The following is a 24,024-nucleotide window of genomic DNA, read 5'->3' as shown; positions in this document are numbered from 1 at the left end:
ACGGAGACCGCCCTGGGGCGGTCGGTTGTCGGCGGCGTGGGCCAGACTTGCAGCGTGACATCCACAGATGAGACCGGACCGGCCGCGCAGCACGCCTCCTCGAGCGGTACGACGCCGCCCGACCGGCCGCCGGCCGGCGGGGCGGCCGCGCCGGGTGCGCGCATGCCGCGCTGGCTGCCGCGCGCCATGGTGCTGGCGCTCGCGCTCATCGCCGTCTTCCAGCTGGGCAGTTGGGCCTTCCACCAGCTCACCGGCCTGCTGATCAACATCCTCATCGCGTTCTTCCTGGCCCTCGCCGTCGAGCCCGCGGTCAGCTGGATGGCCTCGCGCGGTGTGCGCCGGGGACTGGGCACCTTCCTGGTCTTCCTCGCCGTGTTCATCGTGACCGCCGGATTCGTCACGCTGCTCGGCTCGATGTTGGCCGGCCAGATCATCACCATGGTCGAGAACTTCCCGGACTATCTCGACTCCGTGATCAACTGGGTCAACACCCACTTCAACACCGAACTGCGGCGAGTGGACATCCAGGAGGGCCTGCTCCGCTCCGACTGGCTGCGCAACTACGTGCAGAACAGCGCCACCGGGGTCCTGGACGTCTCCGCGCAGGTCCTGGGGGGCCTCTTCCAGCTGCTGACGGTCGGCCTGTTCTCGTTCTACTTCGCCGCCGACGGGCCGAGGCTGCGCCGGGCGCTGTGCTCCGTGCTGCCGCCCGCCCGGCAGGCCGAGGTGCTGCGGGCCTGGGAGATCGCCGTGAACAAGACCGGCGGCTATCTGTACTCGCGCGGTCTGATGGCGCTCATCTCCGGAGTGGCGCACTACATACTGCTGGAGTTCCTGGGTGTGCCCTACGCGCCCGTGCTGGCCGTGTGGGTGGGCCTGGTCTCGCAGTTCATCCCCACCATCGGCACCTATCTTGCGGGCGCCCTGCCCATGCTGATCGCGTTCACGGTCGACCCCTGGTACGCGCTGTGGGTGCTGATCTTCGTGGTGATCTACCAGCAGTTCGAGAACTACGTGCTCCAGCCGAAGCTGACCTCGAAGACCGTCGACATCCACCCGGCGGTCGCGTTCGGCTCGGTCGTCGCCGGCACCGCGCTGCTCGGTGCGGTCGGCGCGCTGGTCGCCATCCCGGCGGTCGCCACGCTCCAGGCCTTCCTGGGGGCGTACGTGAAGCGGTACGACGTCACGGACGACCCCCGGGTCCACGGGCACCGGAGGCGAGGCGGGCGCGACGCGGGACCCGGTCCGGTCACGCGGGCGCGGGAGCTGTGGGGACGGCTGCGGGCGGCGGGGCGGTCGGGCCGGTAGGTCCTCCGGCTGCGGCCCGAGGGCCCGGAGAGCCGCGTGGTGCGCTTGACACGAAAATCGAACATCCATTCATATGGAAGCTCCGGCGAGGCTCTCGGTGGGCGTTTCGACCTGTTATGAGGGGAGAAATGTCCGGGTTATCCACAGGCCGGACCCGCGTCGGGGCGCATTGTCAGTGGCAGGCGTTAGCGTCTTTGACGTGAAGCGATCGACTCAAGCAAACCGGGTGGAACCCATGGCAGGAACCGACCGCGAGAAGGCTCTCGACGCCGCCCTCGCGCAGATTGAACGACAATTCGGCAAGGGCGCCGTCATGCGCATGGGCGAGCGGTCGAAGGAGCCCATCGAGGTCATCCCGACCGGGTCGACCGCGCTCGACGTGGCCCTCGGCGTGGGCGGCCTGCCCCGCGGCCGTGTGGTGGAGATCTACGGACCGGAGTCCTCCGGTAAGACCACGCTCACGCTGCACGCCGTGGCCAACGCGCAGAAGGCCGGCGGCCAGGTCGCCTTCGTGGACGCGGAGCACGCCCTCGACCCCGAGTACGCGCGCAAGCTCGGCGTCGACATCGACAACCTCATCCTCTCCCAGCCCGACAACGGCGAGCAGGCCCTGGAGATCGTGGACATGCTGGTCCGCTCCGGTGCTCTCGACCTGATCGTCATCGACTCCGTCGCCGCGCTCGTCCCGCGCGCGGAGATCGAGGGTGAGATGGGCGACAGCCACGTCGGTCTGCAGGCCCGCCTGATGAGCCAGGCCCTGCGGAAGATCACCAGCGCGCTCAACCAGTCCAAGACCACGGCGATCTTCATCAACCAGCTCCGCGAGAAGATCGGTGTGATGTTCGGCTCCCCCGAGACCACGACCGGTGGCCGGGCGCTGAAGTTCTACGCCTCGGTGCGCATCGACATCCGCCGCATCGAGACCCTGAAGGACGGCACGGAGGCGGTCGGCAACCGCACCCGGTGCAAGGTCGTCAAGAACAAGGTCGCGCCGCCCTTCAAGCAGGCCGAGTTCGACATCCTCTACGGCCAGGGCATCAGCCGCGAGGGCGGCCTGATCGACATGGGCGTGGAGCACGGCTTCGTCCGCAAGGCCGGCGCCTGGTACACGTACGAGGGCGACCAGCTCGGCCAGGGCAAGGAGAACGCGCGCAACTTCCTCAAGGACAACCCCGACCTGGCCAACGAGATCGAGAAGAAGATCAAGGAGAAGCTGGGCGTCGGTGTGCGGCCCGAGGAGCCGGCGGCCGAGTCGGGCACGGACGCCGCGGTCACCACCGCCGCGGACGACACCGCCAAGTCGGTGCCCGCGCCGGCGGCGGCCAAGACGGCCAAGACCAAGGCCGCGGCTGCCAAGAGCTGACCCGTGACACGGCGAACCGACTGGGCCGAGTACGCCTACCCCGGCACCCCGCGGGAGCCGGAGCCGGGGCATGACGGCGAACGGCGGGCCGCCGGGCACGGCGACGGTCGGCCGGACGGCGACTCGTACCCCGGCGGGGGGACGAGCGGCGGTGACCGGAGCGGCGCGGGTGGCTCACGCCGGGGGCGTGGGCGCCGGCGGCGCGGCTTCGGAGACCCGTCCACCGAGGACGGGGGCCCCTCCTCCTCGTCGAGGGCCGAGCAGGGGGAGTCCTCGGGGGACCCGGCTGAGCGGGCACGGGCGATCTGCCTGCGCCTGCTCACCGGGACCCCACGCACCCGCAAGCAACTCGCGGACGCCCTCCGCAAGCGGGAGATCCCGGACGAGGTCGCCGAGGAGGTGCTGTCCCGGTTCGAGGAGGTCGGACTGATCGACGACAGCGCCTTCGCGGACGCCTGGGTGGAGTCCCGGCACCACGGCCGAGGGCTGGCCCGGCGGGCGCTCGCCCGGGAACTGCGCACCAAGGGCGTCGACTCCACGCTGATCGACGCGGCCGTCGCCCAGCTCGACTCCGAGCAGGAGGAGGCGACCGCGCGCGAGCTGGTCGCCCGCAAGCTGCGCGCCACCCGCGGGCTCGACCGCGACAAACGACTGCGCCGCCTCGCCGGGATGCTGGCCCGCAAGGGCTACTCCGAGGGCATGGCCCTGCGGATCGTCCGGCAGGCGCTGGAGGAGGAGGGGGAGGACACGGAGTTCCTGGAGGACGAGGGGTTCTGAAGCGGCCGCGCGCCACGACGGGCCCTGGTCACGGAGGGCGGGCGGGAGCACCGATCGCGCGCAGGGCCGAGTAGGGCCGATGGACACCTCGTCTCACGGAACGCACGATTACCTTGCGCGCCTGGAAGGATGATCCACTCCCCGCCGCCGGTACCGTCTGCTGCCGCACGGCCACGCATCCGTACGCGCATCCCGCGTGCCCGCACGGCTGTGCCCGCATCCCAGACGCCCGAAAGGCGGCCCCGTCATGCCCGTGTCCGCCCGCTCCCGAAGAGCGCTGGCCGCGTCCCTCCTCGGCGTCGGCCTCGCGCTGAGCGGCTGTCAGCTGCGATCGACCGCCGGGCAGGCGGCCGACGGTCCCGACACACTGGGATTCGTCAACGGCGGCACCACCCAGTTCCACACCTGCCTCCAGCGGTCGATCGAGCAGGAGGCCAGGAACAACCTGGTCGACCTGTACACGGCCGACTCGGGTCAGGACTCCGCAGGCGAACTGGCCAACATAGAGGACATGATCGCCCGGGACGTCGACGCCCTGATCGTCCAGACCGTCGACGTCGACGCGCTGGAGAAGCACATCGCCAGGGCCCGCGACGCGGACATCCCGGTCTTCCTCACCTCGGTGGTGCCCGAGGACACCTCGGACATCCTCGGCGCGGTCGTGGTCGATCTGAAGGCGGCAGGCCGGCTGGACGCCGAATGGATCGCCGAGGACGCGGCCGGTCGGCCCGTGACGGTCGGCATCGTCGCGGGTGCCCCGGGCGCCGCCTCCGACCTGCTGGTGGGCGGCTTCACCTCGGCGCTGCCGGACAACGCCGAGGTGGTGGCCGAAGCGCCCGGCATGTACGACCCGGCCGAGGCCCGGCGAGTCGCCGAGGACATGATCCGCAGCCACCCCGACCTCACGTACGCCTTCGTCGCCAACGAGCAGATGGCGTTCGCCGTCCGCAAGGCGTTCGACGCGGCCGGCGCCGGCCAGGTGAAGATCGTGACGGTCAACGGCACCGACGAAGGCCTCGCCGCGCTGAAGGACGGACGCTTCTCCGCCACCGTCGCCAACTCGGCGGCCGAAACCGGCGAGTTGGCGGTGACGAACACCATCGCCCTGCTGCGCGGCGAGAAGACCGAGGCCGACAAGATCGCCAAGACGCCGCTGCGCCTGGTCACCAAGGACAACGCCGACCTGGTTCCGCTGTACTGCCCGCCGGAGGACTTCTGACCCTGGTCCGGGGCGGCTCCTGCCCCGGACCGCGCAGCAGACTTCCGACCCCGGACAGAGCAGGGTCCCTACCCCGGACCGAGCAGACTTCCGACCCCGGACCGGATCACCGACCCGTCTGGGCCACCACCGGCAGCCCCGCCGCCCGCCACCCCTGGAAGCCGCCCACCAGATCCGTGGCCCGGTGCAGGCCGAGCCGGTGCAGCGAGTCGGCCGCGAGGCTCGACGCGTATCCCTCGTTGCAGACCACCACGACCCGGAGGTCGTGACCGGTGGCCTCGGGCAGACGGTGGCTGCCCCAGGGGTCGAGGCGCCACTCCAGCTCGTTGCGTTCCACGACGAGGGCGCCGGGGATCAGACCGTCCCGCTCGCGCAGGGCGGCGTACCGGATGTCCACCAGCAGTGCCTCACCGCTCTGCTGGGCGTCGTACGCCTCCCGCGGCCCGATCCGCTCGTAGCGGGCCCGGACCCGCTCCAGGAACTCGTCGATGCCGACCGGGACCTCGCGCTCGCCGCTCACTGCCAGTCCTCCGGGCGCTCGACGTGCTCCAGGCGCAGCACCTGGCCGCTGCGACTGTAGCGGCGGATCTGCGGAAGCGGCGGATAGTAGGCGTGGACGGAGATCGCGTGCCGATCGGGAGACCCGTTGAGGACCTCGTGGACGTGGTGGTGGCCGAAGGCGCGGCCCTGCCCGGCCGGCAGCAGGCGCTCCCGGTCCACGCCCTCGCTGAGTTCGAGGGTCTTCCAGCCGTCGGTGGGCAGCCGCGCGGCGAGCGCGTTCTCCGTCAGCTCGCCGCGCGCGGTGACGAAGGCACCGACCGAGTCGGCGTGATCGTGCCAGCCGGTGCCCGTGCCGGGCGGCCAGCCGATCAGCCAGGCCTCACTGCCGCCGGGCCCCTGGAGCCGTACCCAGGTGCGGCCCTCCGGGTCGAGCGGCAGTGAGTCGATCAGTTCGGTGTCGGCGGCCGTACGCCGGGCGAAGTCCAGCAGGTCGGCCTGGGTGGGAGGGGCGGCCTGCCGGGCGGCAGGGGCGGAAACGGAACGGGAGAAGGAAAGCGCAGACACGTGGACCGTCCTGGTGAGTTCGCGTGAGCACGCGCGACGACGCCTCGGCGGCGCGCGGCAGAGGGAGGGGCGAGATCAGCAGGACGGTCGACACACGCAGCCCGCATAGCGGACGAGGTCCATATGGACCCTCCGCCACAGGCGCACGTAGGTGTCGGTCACGATCCGGAGTACACCATGCCGGTCGGGACGGGTCAACTCACTGTCACCATGTGGACACACGGTGACCGTGGGTGCGGGCTCTCAGCGTGAGCCCGCCCCGGCCCCGGCGCCGGCCTCCGCCCTCCCCGGCGCCTTCACCGGGCCGCCGAGCGTCGCCTCGGCCGCCGTGTACAGGTCGGCCGGGCGCACCCCGTTCAGCGCCGTGACCAGATGGCCGTCGGGGCGGACGAGGAGCACGGTGTGCGGGGCCGCACCGGGATAGTGCTCGGCGACCAGCAGCTCGGCGGGGTGGGGCAGCGCCGTCACCGCGGCCGCGAGCCGGGGCATGATCCCGGCCGACACCCAGTGCTTGCGCTCCCACACGCCCGTGCCCGGCGCGACGAGCACGACGAGCAGCGCGCCGCGGCCCAGCCGGTCCCGCAGCCACACGAAGGAGCCGTCCTCCGCCGTGACCACCACATCGGTGACCGGCGCACCCGGCGGGGTGTCGACCGGGACCTCGGCCTCGCTGTGCCGGGGCGCCAGCGGGGATCCGGCGTACGTCCCCGGCGCGCCGAGCGGTCCGCTGCCGAGGTGCCCGTCGGTGAGCAGCGCGTCGTGGCCGCGGGCGGTGCCGGGGACGTACGAGCGCAGGCCCTTGCCGCCGCGCAGCAGCGGGAGCGCCTGGTCGGCGGCCCGCAGCCGGGCGGCGACGACGGCGCGCCGCTCCTCCTGATAGCTGTCCAGCAGCGCCTCGTGCGGCCCGTGGTGCCAGGCCAGCGCCAGCTTCCAGGCGAGGTTGTCGGCGTCCCGCAGCCCCTCGTCCAGGCCCTGCGTGCCGAGCGCGCCGAGCAGGTGCGCCGCGTCCCCGGCGAGGAAGACCCGGCCCGCCCGCCAGCGCCGGGCCAGCCGGTGGTGGACCGTGTGGACTCCGGTGTCCAGCAGTTCGTACGACGGTGACGCGCCGTCCGACCAGCCGGCCAGGGTCTCCCGGACCCGGTCCATCAGCAGCTCGGGCGTGACCAGGTCCTTGCCGGGCGGCAGCAGCCAGTCCAGTCGCCAGACACCCTCCGGGAGCGGGCGCCCGGTCACCTCCCCGGCCGAGGGGCCCGACGTCCGCCAGGGCGGCATCCGGTGGAGCAACGCCTGACCGGTCCACTTGAGTTCCGTGCGCAGCGCGGCCACGGCGTGTCGCTCCACCGCCGTACGGCCGGGGAAGCGGATGTCCTGGAGTTTGCGCACGGTGGAGCGGGGGCCGTCGCAGCCGACCAGGTAACTTCCGCGCCACCAGGTGCCCTTGGGGCCGCGGGTGTGCGCGGTGACGCCCGAGGCCTCCTGCTCGATGGTGTCCAGCCGGCTCTCCACGGCGATCTTGACGAGCCGTTCGCGGGCGATCGCGGCGCGCAGGGCGCCGGTCAGCACGTGCTGTGCGATGTGCAGGGGGGAGGCGAGCGGTGTGGCGGCCTCGTCTCCCTCGGCTTCCTCCGGGGCCTCGCCGAACGTGATCTCGCGCATCACCTGCTTGCGCCGCATCGACCGCCATCCGGCCCAGCGGGCGCCCGCTTCGGAGAGCGGCACACCGGTCAGCCGTCCGATCAGGGCGGCGGTGTCCTCGCGCAGCACGACGGTACGCGCGAGTCGTGGCTCGTCCTTGCCCGGACCCTCGTCCAGGACGACGGACGGCACCTCCTGACGCGCCAGCGCCAGGGCGAGCGTGAGCCCGACGGGCCCCGCTCCGACAATGATCACCGGGTCCACGGCGCTGCGCCCCCTGCCCGTGGCGGTGTCCTGAGGGACGGGTGTGAACAGGAAGTTGGAGCAGGGTGCACGATCACAGAACGTATGCAACCCATTGCCGGTGCTTGCGTCAAGTGACACAGGGGCAGTGGCGATCATGCCACTGCCCCTGCGTCACGGACGGTTATTGACCGACCATCAGACCGTCTTGCCGACCCCTGACCCGGGTGCACCACCGACCTCGGCGGCGTTCAGATCGTCGACGTCCTCCGCGTGCAGCACCGCGCCCGTCGACCGCTTGCTGCGCCGCAGCTTGCCCTCCAGCCAGCTCGCGAAGCTGGTGAGGACGAAGTTGAGGACGATGTAGATGATCGCCACCACGATGAAGCTGGGGATGACGTTCGCGTAGTTGGCCGCGAGCGTGCCGCGCGAGTTCAGCAGCTCGGTGAAGCCGAGCATCACGCCGCCCAGCGCGGTGTCCTTCACGATGACGACCAGCTGGGTGACGATCGCCGGGAGCATCGCCGTGACCGCCTGCGGCAGCAGGATGCTGGTCATCGTCTGGCCCTTGCGCAGACCGATCGCCTGGGCCGCCTCAGTCTGCCCCTTGGGCAGCGACAGGATGCCCGCGCGGACGATCTCGGCGAGGACCGAGGCGTTGTAGAGCACCAGACCGGTGACCACCGCGTACAGCGGCCGGTCCTCACTGGTCACGTCCGTGTAGCGGGCGTACAGCTCGTTGGCGAACAGCATCAGCAGCAGCACCGGGATGGCCCGGAAGAACTCGACCACCGCGCCGGCCGGGACGCGCACCCACCGGTGGTCGGACATCCGCGCGATGCCGAAGAAGGCGCCCAGCGGGAGGGCGATGACCATGGCGAGCGCCGCGGCCTTGAGCGTGTTCTCGAGGCCGGGGATCAGATACGTCGTCCAGGCCTCGGACTGGGTGAACGGCTTCCACAGGGCCCACTCCAGCTGGCCCTTCTCGTCCATCGTCCTGTAGACCCACCACAGAAGGAGCGCGAGGAGGGCGACGAAGACGACGGAGAAGATGATGTTGCGCCGCTTGGCCCGGGGGCCGGGCGCGTCGTACAGAACGGAGGTCACCGCTTCACCGCCAGTCGCTTGCTCAGCCAGCCGAGGAACAGGCCGGTGGGCAGGGTCAGTACCACGAAACCGAAGGCGAAGACCGCGCCGATGAGCAGCGTCTGTGCCTCGTTCTCGATCATTTCCTTCATCAGCAGCGCGGCTTCCGCGACACCGATCGTGGCCGCCACCGTCGTGTTCTTGGTCAGTGCGATCAGCACGTTCGCCAGCGGGCCGATGACCGAGCGGAAGGCCTGCGGCAGCACGATCAGCCGCAGCACCTGGCTGAAGCTCAGGCCGATGGCGCGGGCCGCCTCGGCCTGCCCGACCGGCACGGTGTTGATGCCGGAGCGCAACGCCTCGCAGACGAAGGCCGCGGTGTAGGCGACGAGACCGAGCACCGCGAGGCGGAAGCCCTGTACCTCGAAGTCGTCGGGTGCACCCATGGTCATGCCGAAGATGTCGGCGAGACCGAGCGAGGTGAAGACGATGATGACGGTCAGCGGGATGTTCCGGACGATGTTCACGTATGCGGTGCCGAACCACCGCATCAGCGGGACCGGGCTGACCCGCATCGCCGCCAGCAGCGTGCCCCAGACCAGGGAGCCGACGGCGGAGAACACGGTGAGTTGCACCGTCACCCAGAAGGCACCCAACAAGGTTGGATCGTCATAGTCAGAAATAAAGTCGAACACGATCTCCCGCGCTTCCGGGTGTGTGGCGTACGTGGAGGACGCGGCGCGCCGCCGCCCTGATCGCAGCGGACGGCGGCACGCCTCAAAGACCCCGCGTTACTTGGACGGTCGGTCCTGGGCCTACTTGACGATGTTGCCGATCTGCGGCGCCGGCTCGTTCTTGTAGTTGGCCGGGCCGAAGTTCTCCTCGACCGCCTTGTTCCACGACTTGTCGCTGACCATCTTCTCCAGCGCGTCGTTGATCTTGTTCACGGTCTCGGTGTCGCCCTTCCTGACGCCGATGCCGTAGTTCTCGTTGCTCAGCTTCAGGCCGGCGAGCTTGAACTGACCCTTGTACTGGTCCTGCGCGGCGAAGCCCGCGAGGATCGAGTCGTCCGTCGTCACCGCGTCCACGGCGCCGCTCTGGAGACCGGCGATGCACTCCGAGTAGGTGCCGTACTCCCTCAGCTGAGCCTTCGGCGCGAAGTCGTCGTGGACGTTCTGAGCCGACGTCGAGCCGGTGACCGAGCACAGCTTCTTGTTGTTGAGGTCGGTGGCCTCGGTGATGTCCGAGTCCTTCTTGACCAGCAGGTCCTGGTGAGCCAGCAGGTACGGACCGGCGAAGTCGACCTTCTCCTTGCGCTCGTCGGTGATGGAGTAGGTCGCCGCGATGAACTTCACGTCGCCGCGGGCGAGCGCGTTCTCACGGTCGGCGCTCTTGGTCTCGACCCACTCGATCTGGTCGGGCTCGTAGCCGAGCTCCTTGGCCACGTACGTCGCCACGTCGACGTCGAAGCCGGAGAACGAACCGCCCGGCTCCTTCAGGCCGAGACCGGGCTGGTCGTACTTGATACCGATCTTGATCTTGTCGCCGCCGGAGCCGGAGTTGCTGTCGCCTTCCTTGTCGCCGCCGCCACAGGCGGTCGCGGTGATCGACAGGACGAGTGCGGCGGCAGCCGCGGCGGTGACCTTGCGGAGCTTCATGGTGAACATCCTTTGCGGGGTGAAGGGGACGCGGGCCGTCCGGTTCAGGGGTGACGCGGGTCGACGCGTGGGGCGCGGTGGTCGCGCGGGCGACGAGAGTGCGTCAGTGATGAAGGATCTTCGACAGGAAGTCCTTGGCACGATCGCTGCGCGGGTTGCTGAAGAACTGCTCGGGCGCAGCCTCCTCGACGATGCGGCCGTCCGCCATGAACACCACACGGTTGGCGGCGGATCGCGCGAAGCCCATCTCGTGGGTGACCACGATCATGGTCATGCCCTCACGGGCGAGCTGCTGCATGACCTCGAGGACCTCGTTGATCATCTCCGGGTCGAGAGCCGACGTCGGCTCGTCGAAGAGCATGACCTTGGGTCCCATGGCGAGGGCCCGCGCGATGGCGACGCGCTGCTGCTGGCCGCCGGAGAGCTGGGCCGGGTACTTGTCCGCCTGAGTGGCGACGCCGACGCGGTCGAGAAGGGCGCGCGCCTTCTCCTCGGCCTGCTTCTTGTCGGCCTTGCGGACCTTGATCTGGCCGAGCATGACGTTCTCGAGCACGGTCTTGTGCGCGAAGAGATTGAAGGACTGGAACACCATCCCGACGTCGGCGCGCAGCCGGGCCAGCGCCTTGCCCTCCTGGGGCAGCGGCTTCCCGTCGATCGAGATCGTGCCGGAGTCGATCGTCTCCAGGCGGTTGATGGTGCGGCACAGGGTGGACTTTCCGGACCCGGAGGGCCCGATGACCACCACCACCTCGCCGCGGGCGATCGTCAGATCGATGTCCTGGAGTACGTGCAACGCGCCGAAGTGCTTGTTGACGCTCTTCAGGACGACCAGTTCGCCGGACGCGGCCACGTCTTCCTTGGCCACCGATACTTCGGTCATCGCTTGCTGGCTCCGTCCTCCTCGGGTTTCGGAGGACACTAATAACCCTACGCGACCTGCGTCATTACATCTGAGGGGAATCTGAGCATCACGATCCGATAGCAATCGGACACCTGTCGTAGCACTTGTGACCAGCGAGCGTATCGGCCGGATAACTTCGGGCGCCGCGCAACCGGAACCCTCTTGACGCCGTCGACATCCATCAGCGTGACTGCCATGGTGCACGCGCGCGTGCACGTGATTCCAGCCAGCGCATCCAAACAGCCGATGAACCGAAGGGGGCCGGGATGAGACTGCTCCTCGTCGAGGACGACAACCATGTCGCCACCGCTCTGTCCGCGGTCCTTGCGCGGCACGGCTTCGACGTCACGCACGCGCGCAGCGGCGAGGAGGCCCTGCAGGCGCTCGTGCCCGAGGGCGCCGGATTCGGCGTCGTCCTGCTCGACCTCGGCCTGCCCGACCAGGACGGCTACGAGGTCTGCAGCAAGATTCGCAAGCGCACCGGCACGCCGGTCATCATGGTCACCGCGCGGTCCGACGTCCGCTCCCGCATCCACGGCCTCAACCTCGGCGCCGACGACTACGTGGTCAAGCCGTACGACACCGGGGAGCTGCTCGCCCGTATCCACGCGGTCAGCCGCCGCTCCGTCCACGAGGACGCCACCGGCTCCATCGAGACCGCCCTGCACCTGGGCCCCGTCCGGATAGAGCTGCCCACCCGCCAGGTCAGCGTGGACGGTTCGGTCGTCCAACTGACCCGCAAGGAGTTCGACCTCCTCGCCCTGCTGGCGCAACGCCCGGGTGTGGTCTTCCGGCGCGAACAGATCATCAGCGAGGTCTGGCGCACCAGCTGGGAGGGGACCGGCCGCACCCTGGAGGTGCACGTCGCGTCCCTGCGCGCCAAGCTGCGCATGCCGGCGCTCATCGAGACCGTACGCGGCGTCGGCTACCGGCTCGTCGCCCCCGGCGCGTAGCGGGGCAGGGTGCGCACACGTCTCCTGCCGCTGCTCATCGTCCTGATGGCGGCCGTGCTGCTGGCGCTGGGCGTCCCGCTCGCCGTCAGTCTGGCCGCCGCCCAGCAGCAGAAGGTGGTCGTCGACCGGATCGACGACACCGCGCGGTTCGCGGCCCTCGCGCAGTTCGTCACCGCCGCGCCCACGGTCAAGGACGAGCGCCGCGAGACGCTCAGACGCGAGCTGATCAGTTACTACAAGGTCTACGGCATTCATGCCGGTGTCTTCTACCGCGACGACGCCCCCATGGCCCATGCCCCCGACGACTGGGCCCTCCCTCGAACGGGTGAGGTGCGGGACGCGTTCGACGAGGCGTTCCTCAGCCGCCGCAGCCACGATCCGCAGCAGGTGTGGCCCTGGCAGCGCAATCGGCTCGTGGTCGCCTCGCCGGTCATCCGGGACGGCGACGTCGTCGCCGTGGTGGTCACCGACTCGCCCACCGGGCAGATGCGGTCCCGGATCCTCCAGGGCTGGCTGGTCATCGCCGCCGGCGAGACGGCCGCGATGCTGCTGGCCGTCGGCGCCGCGCTACGGCTCACCGGCTGGGTGCTCCGGCCCGTTCGCGTGCTGGACGCGACGACCCACGACATCGCCACCGGACGGCTGAAGTCCCGGGTGGCGGTGGCGAGCGGGCCCCCCGAGCTGCGCCGGCTGGCCCGGTCGTTCAACGAGATGGCGGACAACGTCGAGGACGTCCTGGAGCAGCAGCGCGCGTTCGTCGCCGACGCCTCGCACCAGCTGCGAAACCCGCTCGCGGCCCTGCTGCTGCGCATCGAGCTGCTGGCGCTGGAGCTGCCCGAGGGCAACGAGGAGATCGCCTCCGTGCAGGCCGAGGGCAAACGCCTGGCCAATGTGCTGGACGACCTGCTGGACCTGGCGCTCGCCGAGCACGCCGAGGCGGACCTGGAGCTCACCGACATCGGTGCGCTCACCGCCGAGCGAGTCGCGGCCTGGGCGCCGACCGCCGAGGCCAAGGGCGTACGGCTGGCGGCCGACTGCCCGCCGACCACCGCGTGGGCCGACGCGGTGACCCTGTCCAGCGCGCTGGACGCGGTGATCGACAACGCGCTGAAGTTCACGCCGGCCGGGGAGTGCGTCGAGGTCACCGTCGCCTCCAACGGCGAGACGTCCACGATCGTCGTCGCGGACCACGGCCCCGGTCTCACCGACGAGGAGCTGACCCGCGTGGGCGACCGCTTCTGGCGCAGCGGCCGCCATCAGAACGTGAAGGGCTCGGGCCTCGGCCTGTCCATCACCCGCGCACTGCTCGCCGCGGCGGGCGGCTCCATCGCGTACGAGCATCATGAGCCGCACGGGCTGAAGGTGACGGTGCGGGTGCCCAGGACCGGCCCGGGCGTGTGATCCGGCGGACCGCGTGGGGCGGGAGTACCGCTGATGGGACTCCGCGCGGAGACGGGGAGGCGGGGAGACGGGGAAGGGTCACCGCGCGGAGACGGATCTACGGCTTGACCGAGCGGTAGTAGCGTCGCGCGCCCTCGTGCAGCGTCAGCGGGTCCGTGTAGATCGCCGTGCGCAGATCGACCAGCTGCGCGGAGTGGACGTGGGCGCCGATACGGTCACGGCTCTTGATGACGGTCCGGGTCAGCCACTCGGTCAGCCGGGGATCCATGTCCTTGCGGGTGATCAGCACATTGGACACCGCGATGGTGGGGACGGCCTCGCCCTGCTGGATGGCGGGGTAGGCCGACTCGGGCATGTTGGTGGCGCGGTAGTACCGCGTGGCGGCGCGCTCCTTGTGCAGCTTGGCGACCAGGTCGACGTCGATCGGCACGAACCGGAAGGGCTGCGCCTCCGACTCCGGCTTGGCCTCGGTGAGCTTGCGCAGGCCGTCCGTGGGCAGTCCACCCGACCAGAAGAACGCGTCGAGTCGCTTCCCCAGCTCCTTCGGCCCGGTGTCGATGCCGTCCGAGTACGCCGTGATGTCCTTCTCCGGGTCGATACCGGCCGCCTTGAGCACCCGGCTGGCGATCAGCCGCACGCCCGAGTCGGGCAGCCCTATGGCCACCCGCTTGCCACGCAGGTCCCTCACCGACCGGATGTCCGAGTCCGGCGGCACGACGAGCTGCACGTAGTCGTCGTACAGGCGGGCAACCCCGCGCAGCTGGTCGGCTCCCACGCCGTCCAGCTTGTACGTCTCCACCGCGTCGGCCGCCGCGATGGTGAAGTCGGCCCGGCCGGTCGCCACGCGGGCGACGTTCTCCTGCGATCCGGCGCTGGTGAGCAGCTCCACCTTGAGGTCCGGCATGTCCTCGGCGAGTTCCTTGCGCAGCCGTTCCCCGTACTCGTAGTAGACGCCCGCGCGGGTGCCCGTGCTGAGGGTGATCGTCCCGCGCGGGGGTTCCTCCTCCAGAGGCAGCAGCCACCACAGCAGCAGCCCGAGAGCCACGACACCGGCGGCCGCGCTCTGCAGGGCCCGGCGCCTGCCGATACGGGGGAACAGCTTGGACATACGCGAGATCCTGCCAGCCTGTGCGCCCACTGACCAGGGCCGGAATCACAGCCGGGACTGTCGGTGGCGGTCGATACAGTCAAGGCATGAGTTCCTCCCCCGCCGACCTCGTCCGTGAATTCCACAGCGCCTTCGGTCTGGACGCCCGCAGCACCCCGACCGAGGTCTCGCCCGAGCTGGCCGCCCACAGAGGCGACCTGCTGGCCGAGGAGGCAGCGGAGGTCGCCGAGGTCTCGGTCTCCGGCCCGCTCGACCGGCTCGCGCACGAACTGGCCGACGTGGTGTACGTCGCGTACGGCACGGCCCTGGTCCACGGCATCGACCTGGACCAGGTGATCGCCGAGGTCCACCGCTCCAACATGTCCAAGCTGGGCCCGGACGGCAGCGTCGCCCGCAGAGCCGACGGCAAGGTCCTCAAGGGCGAGCACTACGAGGCGCCCGACGTGTCGGGCGTGCTGCGGCGCCAGGGCTGGCGGGCGGAGCAGGCCTGAGGGGGGAGCAGGCCTCAGGGGGGAACCCCGTGGCGGGTGCCCGCCCGTCAGTCGCCCACCGGCGCCTGCGCCCGCCGCTCCTCCTCCGGCCGTACCGCGTCCGCGGCCCCCGCGCGGGCCGTGCCGCGGCGGCTCCACCACATGGCCACCGGCTCGGTGTACCGCGCGGTGAGCGGACCGAGGACGACCAGCAGGAGGACGTACGCGGTGGCCAGCGGGCCCAGGGACGGCTCGATGCCGGCCGTGACCGCCAGCCCGGCGATGACGATCGAGAACTCGCCCCGGGCGACCAGCGCGCCGCCCGTGCGCCAGCGGCCCTTGACGGAGATCCCCGCCCGCCGCGCCGCCCAGTACCCCGTGGCGATCTTCGTCAGGGCGGTGACGACGGCCAGCGCGAGCGCCGGCAGCAGCACCGGCGGGATGCTCGCCGGGTCCGTGTGCAGCCCGAAGAACACGAAGAACACCGCGGCGAACAGGTCCCTGAGCGGGCTGAGCAGCGTGTGCGCACCCTCCGCGACCTCGCCCGACAGCGCGATGCCGACCAGGAACGCGCCCACCGCCGCGGACACCTGGAGCTGCTGCGCGACACCGGCGACCAGGATGGTCAGACCGAGCACGACGAGCAGCAGCTTCTCCGGGTCGTCGCTGGAGACGAACCGCGAGATGAGCCGGCCGTAGCGCACGGCGGCGAAGAGGACCAGCCCCGCGACGCCGAGCGCGATCGCCAGCGTCACACTGCCGGCCGCCAGCCCGACCCCGGCGACCAGCGCGGTCACGATCGGCAGGTACACGGCCATCGCCAGGTCCTCCAGGACCAGCACGCTGAGGATGACCGGCGTCTCCCGGTTGCCGATCCGGCCCAGCTCGCCGAGCACCTTGGCGATCACCCCCGAGGAGGAGATCCAGGTGACACCGGCCAGGACGACGGCGGCGACCGGCCCCCAGCCGAGCAGCAGCGCGGCCACGGCGCCCGGCAGCGCGTTGAGCGCGCAGTCGACCAGCCCGGCCGGATAGTGCGCCTTGAGGTTGGAGACGAGATCGCTCGCGGTGTACTCCAGGCCGAGCATCAGCAGCAGCAGGATCACGCCGATCTCGGCGCCCGTGGCGATGAACTCCTCGCTCGCCCCGAGCGGCAGCAGACCGCCCTCGCCGAACGCCAGACCGGCCAGCAGGTACAGCGGGATGGCGGAGATGCCGAAACGGGCGGCGACCCGGCCGAGCAGGCCGAGGCCGAGGATGATGGAACCGAACTCGATCAACAGGACCGCGGAGTGCACCGGCTCACTCCCGACCGAGTATGTCGGCGGCCGCGTCGACGCCCTCCCGGGTACCGATGACGATCAGGATGTCGCCGCCCGCGAGCCGGAAGTCCGGCGCCGGGGACGGGATCGCCTCCGCGCGCCGCAGCACCGCCACGACCGACGCGCCGGTCTCGGTCCGCATCCGGGTCTCGCCGAGCACCCGCCCGTTCCAGTGCGAGGTCGCGGTGACCTCGATCCGCTCGGCCACCAGGCCCAGGTCAGTGGTGTACAGCAGGCTGTTGCTGTGGTGCGACGGCTTCAGCGCGTCGATCAGCGCGCCCGCCTCCGCGCTCGTCAGCCGCAGGGACTGCGCGCAGGAGTCGGGATCGTCCGCGCGGTACACGCCCACCGTGCGGGCTCCGTCGCGGTGGGCGACCACGGACAGGTGGCGCTGCTCTCGTGTGACGAGGTCGTACTGGACCCCGATGCCCGGCAGTGGCGTCGCCCTGAGGCGTGGAGCAGACACGTTTCTTCCCTTTGCTCGCCAGCTCGTCGATACGGCTCGCAGTCCCCGGCTCGTGGCGGGGGACTACGAGGCCGTCATGCTGTCACCCGCCCGTACGGTGGCGATATGGGTGTTGTCACGGATATGCGCGGTGGACGAGCGGCGGCGATGCTGGACGGGGCGCGATCGTGCCGGGAGGCGAGCGGGGCCAGAGGGAGCGGAGTGGGAAGCGTGTCGCTGTTCTGGCGGATCTTCTCGCTCAACTCCGCGGGGCTCGTCGTGGCCACCGCGCTGCTGCTGGGCCCGGTCACCGTGTCCACCCCCGTCCTGCCCGGCGAGGCGCTCGTGCTCCTCGCCGGCCTCGCGGTGCTGCTGGCCGGGAACGCCGTCGTGCTGCGCATCGGACTCGCCCCCTTGCAGCGGCTCGGCCGGGCCATGGCCGCGGTGGACCTGCTGCGGCCGGGCGCCCGCGCGGTCGTCGCCGGTCCCGCGGAGGCCGCCGAGCTGATCACCACGTACAACACGATGCTCGACCGCCTGGAGACCGAACGCGCCACCAGCGCGGCCCGCGCGCTCTCCGCCCAGGAGCGCGAACGCCACCGCGTGGCGCGGGAACTGCACGACGAGGTCGGCCAGACGCTCACCGCCGTACTGCTCCAGCTCAAGCGGGTCGCCGACCGGGCGCCGGAGGAACTGCGTGAAGAGGTCGGCCACGCGCAGGAGGCCACCCGCGCGGGCCTCGACGAGATACGCCGGATAGCGCTCCGGCTGCGTCCCGGCGTGCTGGAGGAGCTGGGCCTCGCCAGCGCACTGCGCTCGCTCGCCGGTGAGTTCACCGCCCATGGGCTGACCGTGCGGCACGAGGTGCGCGGTGAGCTGCCGCCGCTCACCGAGGAGACCGAACTCGTGATCTACCGGGTGGCCCAGGAAGGGCTCACCAACACCGCGCGGCACTCCGGCGCCGACCGCGCGGAACTGCGTCTGACACCCGTCCCCGGCGGCGTCGAACTGCTCGTCCGCGACAACGGCAGGGGCCTGGGCGGGACGGCGGCCGAGGGCGCGGGCATCGGCGGCATGCGGGAGCGGGCCCTGCTGATCGGCGCCGAGCTGAGCCTCGGCCCGGGCCCGCAGCACGGCACGGACGTGCGGATGCGGATACCGTGCGGGCCGGACGGGCCGGGCGGGCCTATGAGCGCCGGGACAAGGGCCGCCGACGGACCGACGGACGTGCCCACGCGCGTGACGGAGGCAGGCACATGAGCGCGCCGGGACGCGGGGGGAGCGCGACGAGCGGCACCGCGCGCGGCGGAGCGCCGAAGAGCGCCCCGGTCCGCGTCCTGCTGGCCGACGATCACACCCTGGTACGCCGTGGCGTCCGGCTCATCCTGGACGGCGAGCCCGATCTGACGGTCGTGGCCGAGGCCGGGGACGGCGCGGAGGCCGTCGCACGCGCGCGTGAGGGCGACGTGGACCTGGCCGTCCTGGACATCGCCATGCCCCGCATGACGGGTCTGCAGGCCGCCCGCGAGCTGTCCCGCCGGCTGCCCGGCCTGCGCATCCTCATCCTCACCATGTACGACAACGAGCAGTACTTCTTCGAGGCCCTGAAGGCCGGGGCGTCCGGCTACGTCCTCAAGTCCGTCGCCGACCGCGATCTGGTCGAGGCGTGCCGCGCGGCCATGCGGGACGAGCCCTTCGTCTACCCCGGCGCGGAACGCGCCCTCGTCCGCGCCTACCTGGAGCGCCTCCATCGCGGAGAAGGCCGCCTGCCCGCGCGGCCCGTCACCGAGCGCGAGGAGGAGATCCTGAAACTGGTCGCCGAGGGCCACACCTCCAAGGAGATCGCCGAGCTGCTGTTCATCAGCGCCAAGACGGTCGAACGCCACCGCGCCAACCTGCTGCAGAAGCTCGGCCTGCGCGACCGCCTGGAACTCACCCGGTACGCGATACGGGCCGGCCTGATCGAGCCGTGAGCCGACCGGGTGATCCGCGCCGTGCGAGCCGGTTGTCCACAGGCGGCCCGAGCCACTTCTGCCGACGGCCTACCCTTGTCCCATGAGCAGCATCGACCGGAGCCAGGCAGTGGGCGTCAAAACATATGAAGTACGCACCTACGGGTGCCAGATGAACGTCCATGATTCCGAGCGACTGGCCGGTCTGCTGGAGGACGCCGGCTACGTGCGCGCGCCCGAGGGGTCGGACGGCGACGCGGACGTCGTCGTCTTCAACACCTGCGCCGTACGTGAGAACGCCGACAACCGGCTGTACGGCAACCTGGGCCACCTCGCCCCGAAGAAGGCCCAGCGCCCCGGCATGCAGATCGCGGTCGGCGGCTGTCTCGCGCAGAAGGACCGCGACACCATCGTGAAGCGGGCGCCCTGGGTGGACGTCGTCTTCGGCACCCACAACATCGGCAAGCTGCCGGTGCTGCTGGAGCGCGCCCGCGTCCAGGAGGAGGCGCAGGTCGAGATCGCCGAGTCGCTGGAGGCGTTCCCCTCGACGCTGCCGACGCGACGCGAGAGCGCGTACGCCGCGTGGGTCTCCATCTCCGTCGGCTGCAACAACACCTGTACCTTCTGTATCGTCCCGGCGCTGCGCGGCAAGGAGAAGGACCGCCGTCCCGGCGACATCCTCGCCGAGGTCGAGGCCCTGGTCGCCGAGGGCGTCAGCGAGATCACCCTGCTCGGCCAGAACGTGAACGCGTACGGTTCCGACATCGGCGACCGCGAGGCGTTCAGCAAGCTGCTGCGGGCCTGCGGCGGGATCGAGGGCCTGGAGCGGGTCCGCTTCACCTCCCCGCACCCGCGCGACTTCACCGACGACGTCATCGCCGCCATGGCCGAGACGCCGAACGTGATGCCGCAGCTGCACATGCCGCTCCAGTCCGGTTCGGACACCGTCCTGAAGGCGATGCGCCGCTCCTACCGCCAGGAGCGCTACCTCGGGATCATCGAGAAGGTCCGCGCGGCCATCCCGCACGCCGCGATCACCACCGACATCATCGTGGGCTTCCCCGGCGAGACCGAGGAGGACTTCGAGCAGACGCTGCACGTGGTGCGCGAGGCCCGCTTCGCGCAGGCGTTCACCTTCCAGTACTCCAAGCGCCCGGGCACCCCGGCCGCCGAGATGGACAACCAGATCCCGAAGGAGGTCGTCCAGGCACGCTACGAGCGTCTGGTCGCCCTCCAGGAGGAGATCTCCTGGGAGGAGAACAAGAAGCAGGTCGGCCGCACGCTGGAGCTGATGGTCGCCGAGGGCGAGGGCCGCAAGGACGGCGCCACCCACCGCCTGTCCGGCCGCGCCCCCGACAACCGCCTGGTGCACTTCACCAAGCCGGAGCAGGAGGTCCGCCCCGGCGACGTGGTCACCGTCGAGGTCACCTACGCCGCCCCGCACCACCTCCTCGCCGAGGGCGCCGTCCTCGACGTGCGCCGCACCCGCGCGGGCGACGCCTGGGAGAAGCGCAACGCCGCCGAGGCCGCCAAGCCGGCGGGAGTGATGCTGGGCCTGCCGAAGATCGGCGTGCCGGCACCGCTGCCGGTCGCCACGGGAAGCGGCTGCGGCTGCGACTGAGGGCCGATGACCGCGCGGCGCGTGCAGCGTGCCGCGCGGAGGCGGCGTGAGGCGTGGGCCCCCTGGGGGTTACGCTGCCGATCATGCTTGTCGCCGCCGCTGTCTGCCCATGCCCGCCCCTCCTGGTACCCGGCGTCGCCGCGGGCGCCGCACCCGAACTGGACGCCGCGCGTGCCGCGTGCACGGACGCGCTCGGCGTGCTCGCCGCCGCCCGCCCGGACCGGCTGGTGGTGATCGGCCCCGCCGACGAGAGCGGGCGCGGACCGTACCCCGAGGGCACCCCGGGTTCCTTCCGCGGCTTCGGCGTCGATCTCGACGTACGGCTGGGCCGTGAACAGGCGGGCGGGGGCAAAGCCGTCGAGGGGGAGGGCGACCTGCCTCCCTCCCTGGCGGTCGCCGCGTGGCTGCTGGAGCGCACCGGGTGGTCCGACGCCCCGATCGAGGGACTGGGCGTGGCGGAACCGATCGACGCCGAGCGGTGTATCGAAGTGGGAAGGGACATCGCCGCGCGGGCCGGACGGGTGGCGCTGCTGGTGATGGGCGACGCCAGCGCGTGCCGGACGGTCAAGGCTCCGGGCTATCTCGACGAGCGGGCCGAGCCCTTCGACGCGGAGGTCGCGCGTGCGCTGGGGGCGGCGGACGTCGCGGCCCTCAAGGCGCTCGACGCCGGGCTGGCCCAGGAGCTGAAGGTGTCCGGGCGGGCGCCCTGGCAGGTGCTCGCGGGCGCGGCGGAGGACGCCGGGCTCGGCGGAGCCCTGCTGTACGAGGACGCGCCGTACGGAGTGGGGTACGTGGTGGCTGCCTGGTCTTAGGGGGCGTCTCGCCGATCATGCCGGGCTCGCGGCGCCTGGTGCCGCGCCTCGCCGCGTTGTCGTCACTCGCCGATGCGCCGCATCGGCTCCCTCCTCCGCCTTGCGATGCACGGCACCAGACGCCGCTCCCTGATCCGGCCTGATCGACGAGACACCCCCTAGGCTTCCTGACAGTCAAGGCACCCTCGCGGGGCCGAGGGCCCCGTAAACGGCGGACGGCCGGGAGCCTGCTGCTCCGCGGCCGTCCGCCGTGTGCGTCGTGCTGTTGTGTGTCGACTGCCGTGTCAGGCCGGTGGCGGTGTGCTCGGCGGTGTGCCGGTGCCCTCTCCCCTGCCGGTTTCATGCTTGTGGGCGAGTCGGTCCATGGCGCCCTTCGCCTTGCCGGTGCCCGACTGGATCTTGTCGCTGTACTTGCCCTTGGTGCGCTGGTCGACGGCGTGGGCGGCACGGTCGATCCCGTGCTGGATCTTGTCCCCGTGCTGATGCGCGAGGCCGGAGACCTTCTCCCTGGCCGGGCCGAGTTTGGCCTTCAGATTGTGGAAAAGACCCATGGGTTCACCTTCCCTCACGGGCAGTCTAGGTGCGGGCGCCCTTGTCGGCCTCGCTGTCGGCCGCCTCCACGGCGGACTGCTGCTTGGGGATTCCGACGGGGTCCGACGCGGCTGCCTCGCCGGCCTCCTTGACGGTCTCCTTGACGGCCGTCGCCGTGCCGCCGCCCGTGCCCGTCGTCTGCGTCTCGGCGTCGGACCCGGCCTCGGCCGGTTCCTCGGCTTCCGCAGCGCCGGTCTTTTCGGTCGCCTCGGCGGCTTCGGTCGCCGCGGTCGCCTCGGACCCGGCCGACTTCCGGTCGGCCTGTGCCTCGGCGGTCGACGCCTCCTCCGCAGCCTTCGACCTCCGGAAGAGTCGCGCAAAAACGCCCATATCTACTCCATATGTTACTCGTGCGGACGAAATCCCGCGTCGCCCGGTGCGTCCGTTTGCGTCGCCCGGGTCACAGCCCCTGTGAACCGGCGGCGGAAACCTCGCAACGGGCAACGACCCCGGTTGCGGGTCGTCACGTAACTCGTTCGAGGCCACGCTGTGAGGTTTGCGAGACTGTTCCGGTGAGCAGCGCAGCCCCCGCCCCCCGCGTCATCGCCGTCGTCGGACCCACCGCGGCCGGAAAGTCCGATCTGGGTGTTTTTCTCGCCCGGCAACTCGGTGGGGAGGTCGTCAACGCCGACTCCATGCAGCTCTACCGGGGGATGGACATCGGCACCGCCAAGCTGACGTCCGAGGAGCGCGGCGGCGTGCCGCACCATCTGCTGGACATCTGGGACGTGACCGTCACTGCCTCCGTCGCCGAGTACCAGCGGCTCGCCCGCGAGCGGATCGACGCCCTGCTCGCCGAGGGCCGCTGGCCCATCCTGGTCGGCGGCTCCGGCCTCTACGTCCGTGGCGCCGTCGACAACCTGGAGTTCCCGGGCACCGACCCGGAGGTGCGGGCCCGGCTGGAGGACGAGCTCGCGCTGCGCGGCTCCGGCGCGCTGCACGCCCGGCTCGCCGCCGCCGACCCCGGGGCCGCGCAGGCCATCCTGCCCAGCAACGGCCGCCGTATCGTCCGGGCCCTCGAGGTGATCGAGATCACCGGCCGTCCCTTCACCGCGAACCTCCCCGGCCACGACTTCGTCTACGACACCGTGCAGATCGGCGTGGACGTGGCGCGGCCCGAGCTCGACGAGCGCATCGCGCGCCGGGTCGACCGGATGTGGGAGGCGGGACTCGTCGAGGAAGTGCGCGCACTCGAGGCGCAGGGGTTGCGCGAGGGGCGTACGGCGTCGCGCGCACTCGGCTACCAGCAGGTGCTCTCGGCGCTGGCCGGGGAGTGCACCCTCGACGAGGCTCGGGCCGAGACCGTCCGTGCCACCAAGCGCTTCGCGCGCCGTCAGGATTCATGGTTCAGGCGCGACCCGCGCGTGCATTGGCTGAGTGGGGCCGCGGCGGACCTCACGGAACTTCCGGGGCTCGCTCTGGCGTTGGTCGAACGACCGGTTACAGCCTGATCACGTCATGGCATCGGGACGCTCCGGCCGTCAACGGGGCCTCCGGCGCCGTGCCATCATCGAGCTTCGATCGACCAAGTGGAGTCCTAGTTGGGAGGGCGCGTGGCGATGGAGGCCGGCCCTCGTGACACCGCACCAGGCACCGAGCACACCACCACCGGAAGTGGCGGCGCTGAGCGGGAAGACGACCGTCTGAGCCCCGACGGGCCCGAGGAGACCCCGGACGGGGTCACCGACGACGGTCCCGAGCCCGAAGAGATGTTCGTGGGCGGTCCCGAGGTCGAGGTCGAACTCCGTCCCCAGCGGCGACTGCGCCTGTGGCAGCTGGCGCCGATCGTGGGCCTGGGCGCGCTCGGCTCCCTGATGTTCGCCTTCCCGCTGGCCTTCGACTTCGGCGACAGCGCGGCCATGATCGCCATGCTGGGGCTGCTCATCTGCTCCTGCGCGGCCGGGTGGGGCATGATGGCCGCCCGCAGGGTGGGCTACACCTGGCCCGGACTGCCGCAGCGCGGCTCGGGACGGCGCCCGGACTGGCGGGTCGTGATCGCGTACGTGATCGTGGTCGCCGCGGTGGCCGTGCTGGCCGTGTGGCGAGTGGCGCGACTGCGCTGAGCCTCCGCGCGGGGCGCGCCCGGCGGGTGGG

26 protein-coding genes are annotated in these 24,024 nt (G+C 71.2%); 13 read left to right on the top strand and 13 right to left on the bottom strand.

Annotated elements, in window-relative coordinates:
• The first annotated feature begins 54 nt into the window (after positions 1–54).
• From AMK31_RS07130 to AMK31_RS07115, 4 genes are all read left to right on the top strand, one after another.
• Positions 55–1,308, top strand: a complete 1,254-nt coding sequence (locus AMK31_RS07130) for an AI-2E family transporter (protein WP_198948434.1) — start codon at positions 55–57, stop codon at positions 1,306–1,308.
• Between the two features lie 235 nt (positions 1,309–1,543).
• A complete protein-coding gene (gene recA / locus AMK31_RS07125) occupies positions 1,544–2,671 on the top strand; it encodes a recombinase RecA (protein WP_073939513.1) in 1,128 nt (375 codons plus the stop codon).
• A 3-nt stretch (positions 2,672–2,674) separates the two neighbouring features.
• Positions 2,675–3,448, top strand: a complete 774-nt coding sequence (recX, locus tag AMK31_RS07120) for a recombination regulator RecX (RefSeq protein WP_073939512.1) — start codon at positions 2,675–2,677, stop codon at positions 3,446–3,448.
• 247 nt (positions 3,449–3,695) lie between these two features.
• Positions 3,696–4,667, top strand: a complete 972-nt coding sequence (locus AMK31_RS07115) for a sugar ABC transporter substrate-binding protein (protein ID WP_073939511.1) — start codon at positions 3,696–3,698, stop codon at positions 4,665–4,667.
• Between the two features lie 106 nt (positions 4,668–4,773).
• Here the strand turns inward: AMK31_RS07115 and AMK31_RS07110 are convergent, their stop codons facing one another.
• The 8 genes from AMK31_RS07110 to AMK31_RS07080 all read right to left on the bottom strand — a co-directional run bounded on the left by AMK31_RS07110 (position 4,774) and on the right by AMK31_RS07080 (position 11,234).
• Entirely contained in the window at positions 4,774–5,187 is a 414-nt protein-coding gene (locus AMK31_RS07110; RefSeq protein WP_073939510.1) for a rhodanese-like domain-containing protein, read from the bottom strand.
• Entirely contained in the window at positions 5,184–5,732 is a 549-nt protein-coding gene (locus AMK31_RS07105) for a cysteine dioxygenase (protein WP_073939509.1), read from the bottom strand. The genes AMK31_RS07110 and AMK31_RS07105 overlap by 4 nt, the downstream gene beginning before the upstream one ends.
• 75 nt (positions 5,733–5,807) lie before the next feature.
• Positions 5,808–5,879 (bottom strand): putative leader peptide, encoded by a 72-nt coding sequence (locus AMK31_RS42290; RefSeq protein ID WP_309544753.1) that lies wholly within the window; start codon positions 5,877–5,879, stop codon positions 5,808–5,810.
• 96 nt (positions 5,880–5,975) lie between these two features.
• Positions 5,976–7,631: an FAD-dependent monooxygenase gene (locus AMK31_RS07100; protein WP_073939508.1), complete on the bottom strand. Its 1,656-nt coding sequence runs from the start codon at positions 7,629–7,631 to the stop codon at positions 5,976–5,978.
• Between the two features lie 177 nt (positions 7,632–7,808).
• Positions 7,809–8,717 (bottom strand): amino acid ABC transporter permease, encoded by a 909-nt coding sequence (locus AMK31_RS07095; RefSeq protein WP_073939507.1) that lies wholly within the window; start codon positions 8,715–8,717, stop codon positions 7,809–7,811.
• On the bottom strand, positions 8,714–9,391 hold the full coding sequence (locus tag AMK31_RS07090; RefSeq protein WP_073939506.1) for an amino acid ABC transporter permease: 678 nt from the start codon (positions 9,389–9,391) through the stop codon (positions 8,714–8,716). The genes AMK31_RS07095 and AMK31_RS07090 overlap by 4 nt, the downstream gene beginning before the upstream one ends.
• Positions 9,392–9,511: 120 nt before the next feature.
• The gene (locus AMK31_RS07085; RefSeq protein ID WP_073939505.1) at positions 9,512–10,354 is read right to left on the bottom strand and encodes a glutamate ABC transporter substrate-binding protein; all 843 of its coding nucleotides are present in this window, start codon (positions 10,352–10,354) and stop codon (positions 9,512–9,514) included.
• A gap of 103 nt (positions 10,355–10,457) precedes the next feature.
• Positions 10,458–11,234: an amino acid ABC transporter ATP-binding protein gene (locus AMK31_RS07080; protein ID WP_073939504.1), complete on the bottom strand. Its 777-nt coding sequence runs from the start codon at positions 11,232–11,234 to the stop codon at positions 10,458–10,460.
• Between the two features lie 287 nt (positions 11,235–11,521).
• Between AMK31_RS07080 and AMK31_RS07075 the strand changes: the two genes are divergently transcribed.
• Positions 11,522–12,208 carry a response regulator transcription factor gene (locus AMK31_RS07075; RefSeq protein WP_073939503.1) on the top strand — a complete coding sequence of 229 codons (687 nt, stop codon included), beginning with the start codon at positions 11,522–11,524 and terminating at the stop codon, positions 12,206–12,208.
• A 9-nt stretch (positions 12,209–12,217) separates the two neighbouring features.
• Positions 12,218–13,609 carry a sensor histidine kinase gene (locus tag AMK31_RS07070; RefSeq protein ID WP_073939502.1) on the top strand — a complete coding sequence of 464 codons (1,392 nt, stop codon included), beginning with the start codon at positions 12,218–12,220 and terminating at the stop codon, positions 13,607–13,609.
• A 97-nt stretch (positions 13,610–13,706) separates the two neighbouring features.
• Here AMK31_RS07070 and AMK31_RS07065 read toward each other — a convergent pair whose 3' ends face one another.
• Positions 13,707–14,717: a TAXI family TRAP transporter solute-binding subunit gene (locus AMK31_RS07065; protein WP_073939501.1), complete on the bottom strand. Its 1,011-nt coding sequence runs from the start codon at positions 14,715–14,717 to the stop codon at positions 13,707–13,709.
• 86 nt (positions 14,718–14,803) lie between these two features.
• On the opposite strand from AMK31_RS07065, the gene AMK31_RS07060 reads away from it, so the two are divergent.
• Positions 14,804–15,208, top strand: a complete 405-nt coding sequence (locus AMK31_RS07060) for a MazG nucleotide pyrophosphohydrolase domain-containing protein (RefSeq protein ID WP_073939500.1) — start codon at positions 14,804–14,806, stop codon at positions 15,206–15,208.
• Positions 15,209–15,255: 47 nt separating this feature from the next.
• On the opposite strand, the gene AMK31_RS07055 is transcribed toward AMK31_RS07060, so the two are convergent.
• Together AMK31_RS07055 and AMK31_RS07050 are read right to left on the bottom strand one after the other, a co-directional pair.
• Positions 15,256–16,485 carry a cation:proton antiporter gene (locus tag AMK31_RS07055; protein WP_073939499.1) on the bottom strand — a complete coding sequence of 410 codons (1,230 nt, stop codon included), beginning with the start codon at positions 16,483–16,485 and terminating at the stop codon, positions 15,256–15,258.
• Positions 16,486–16,489: 4 nt separating this feature from the next.
• Complete coding sequence (locus AMK31_RS07050; protein ID WP_073939498.1) at positions 16,490–16,975, bottom strand: cation:proton antiporter regulatory subunit; 486 nt, start codon at positions 16,973–16,975, stop codon at positions 16,490–16,492.
• A gap of 210 nt (positions 16,976–17,185) precedes the next feature.
• On the opposite strand from AMK31_RS07050, the gene AMK31_RS07045 reads away from it, so the two are divergent.
• The 4 genes from AMK31_RS07045 to AMK31_RS07030 all read left to right on the top strand — a co-directional run bounded on the left by AMK31_RS07045 (position 17,186) and on the right by AMK31_RS07030 (position 21,339).
• Complete coding sequence (locus AMK31_RS07045; protein WP_241842559.1) at positions 17,186–18,214, top strand: sensor histidine kinase; 1,029 nt, start codon at positions 17,186–17,188, stop codon at positions 18,212–18,214.
• Positions 18,211–18,927 (top strand): response regulator transcription factor, encoded by a 717-nt coding sequence (locus tag AMK31_RS07040; protein ID WP_079186730.1) that lies wholly within the window; start codon positions 18,211–18,213, stop codon positions 18,925–18,927. Before AMK31_RS07045 ends, AMK31_RS07040 begins: the two co-directional genes overlap by 4 nt.
• A gap of 82 nt (positions 18,928–19,009) precedes the next feature.
• A complete protein-coding gene (gene miaB / locus AMK31_RS07035; RefSeq protein WP_073939497.1) occupies positions 19,010–20,527 on the top strand; it encodes a tRNA (N6-isopentenyl adenosine(37)-C2)-methylthiotransferase MiaB in 1,518 nt (505 codons plus the stop codon).
• 83 nt (positions 20,528–20,610) lie between these two features.
• Complete coding sequence (locus AMK31_RS07030) at positions 20,611–21,339, top strand: class III extradiol dioxygenase subunit B-like domain-containing protein (protein WP_073939496.1); 729 nt, start codon at positions 20,611–20,613, stop codon at positions 21,337–21,339.
• Positions 21,340–21,623: 284 nt separating this feature from the next.
• Here AMK31_RS07030 and AMK31_RS07025 read toward each other — a convergent pair whose 3' ends face one another.
• Positions 21,624–21,890 (bottom strand): antitoxin, encoded by a 267-nt coding sequence (locus tag AMK31_RS07025; protein ID WP_073939495.1) that lies wholly within the window; start codon positions 21,888–21,890, stop codon positions 21,624–21,626.
• Positions 21,891–21,915: 25 nt separating this feature from the next.
• Entirely contained in the window at positions 21,916–22,260 is a 345-nt protein-coding gene (locus tag AMK31_RS07020) for a hypothetical protein (RefSeq protein ID WP_073939494.1), read from the bottom strand.
• 182 nt (positions 22,261–22,442) lie between these two features.
• On the opposite strand from AMK31_RS07020, the gene miaA reads away from it, so the two are divergent.
• A complete protein-coding gene (gene miaA, locus AMK31_RS07015) occupies positions 22,443–23,381 on the top strand; it encodes a tRNA (adenosine(37)-N6)-dimethylallyltransferase MiaA (protein ID WP_073939493.1) in 939 nt (312 codons plus the stop codon).
• A 108-nt stretch (positions 23,382–23,489) separates the two neighbouring features.
• A complete protein-coding gene (locus tag AMK31_RS07010; RefSeq protein ID WP_073939492.1) occupies positions 23,490–23,993 on the top strand; it encodes a hypothetical protein in 504 nt (167 codons plus the stop codon).
• Positions 23,994–24,024 lie beyond the last annotated feature (31 nt).

The organism is Streptomyces sp. TSRI0107 (assembly GCF_001905845.1).
In the GTDB taxonomy this organism is placed as follows: Bacteria; Actinomycetota; Actinomycetes; order Streptomycetales; family Streptomycetaceae; genus Streptomyces.
The sequence above is the reverse complement of the archived record's forward strand: the minus strand, read 5'-3'. Positions and strand labels throughout refer to the sequence as shown.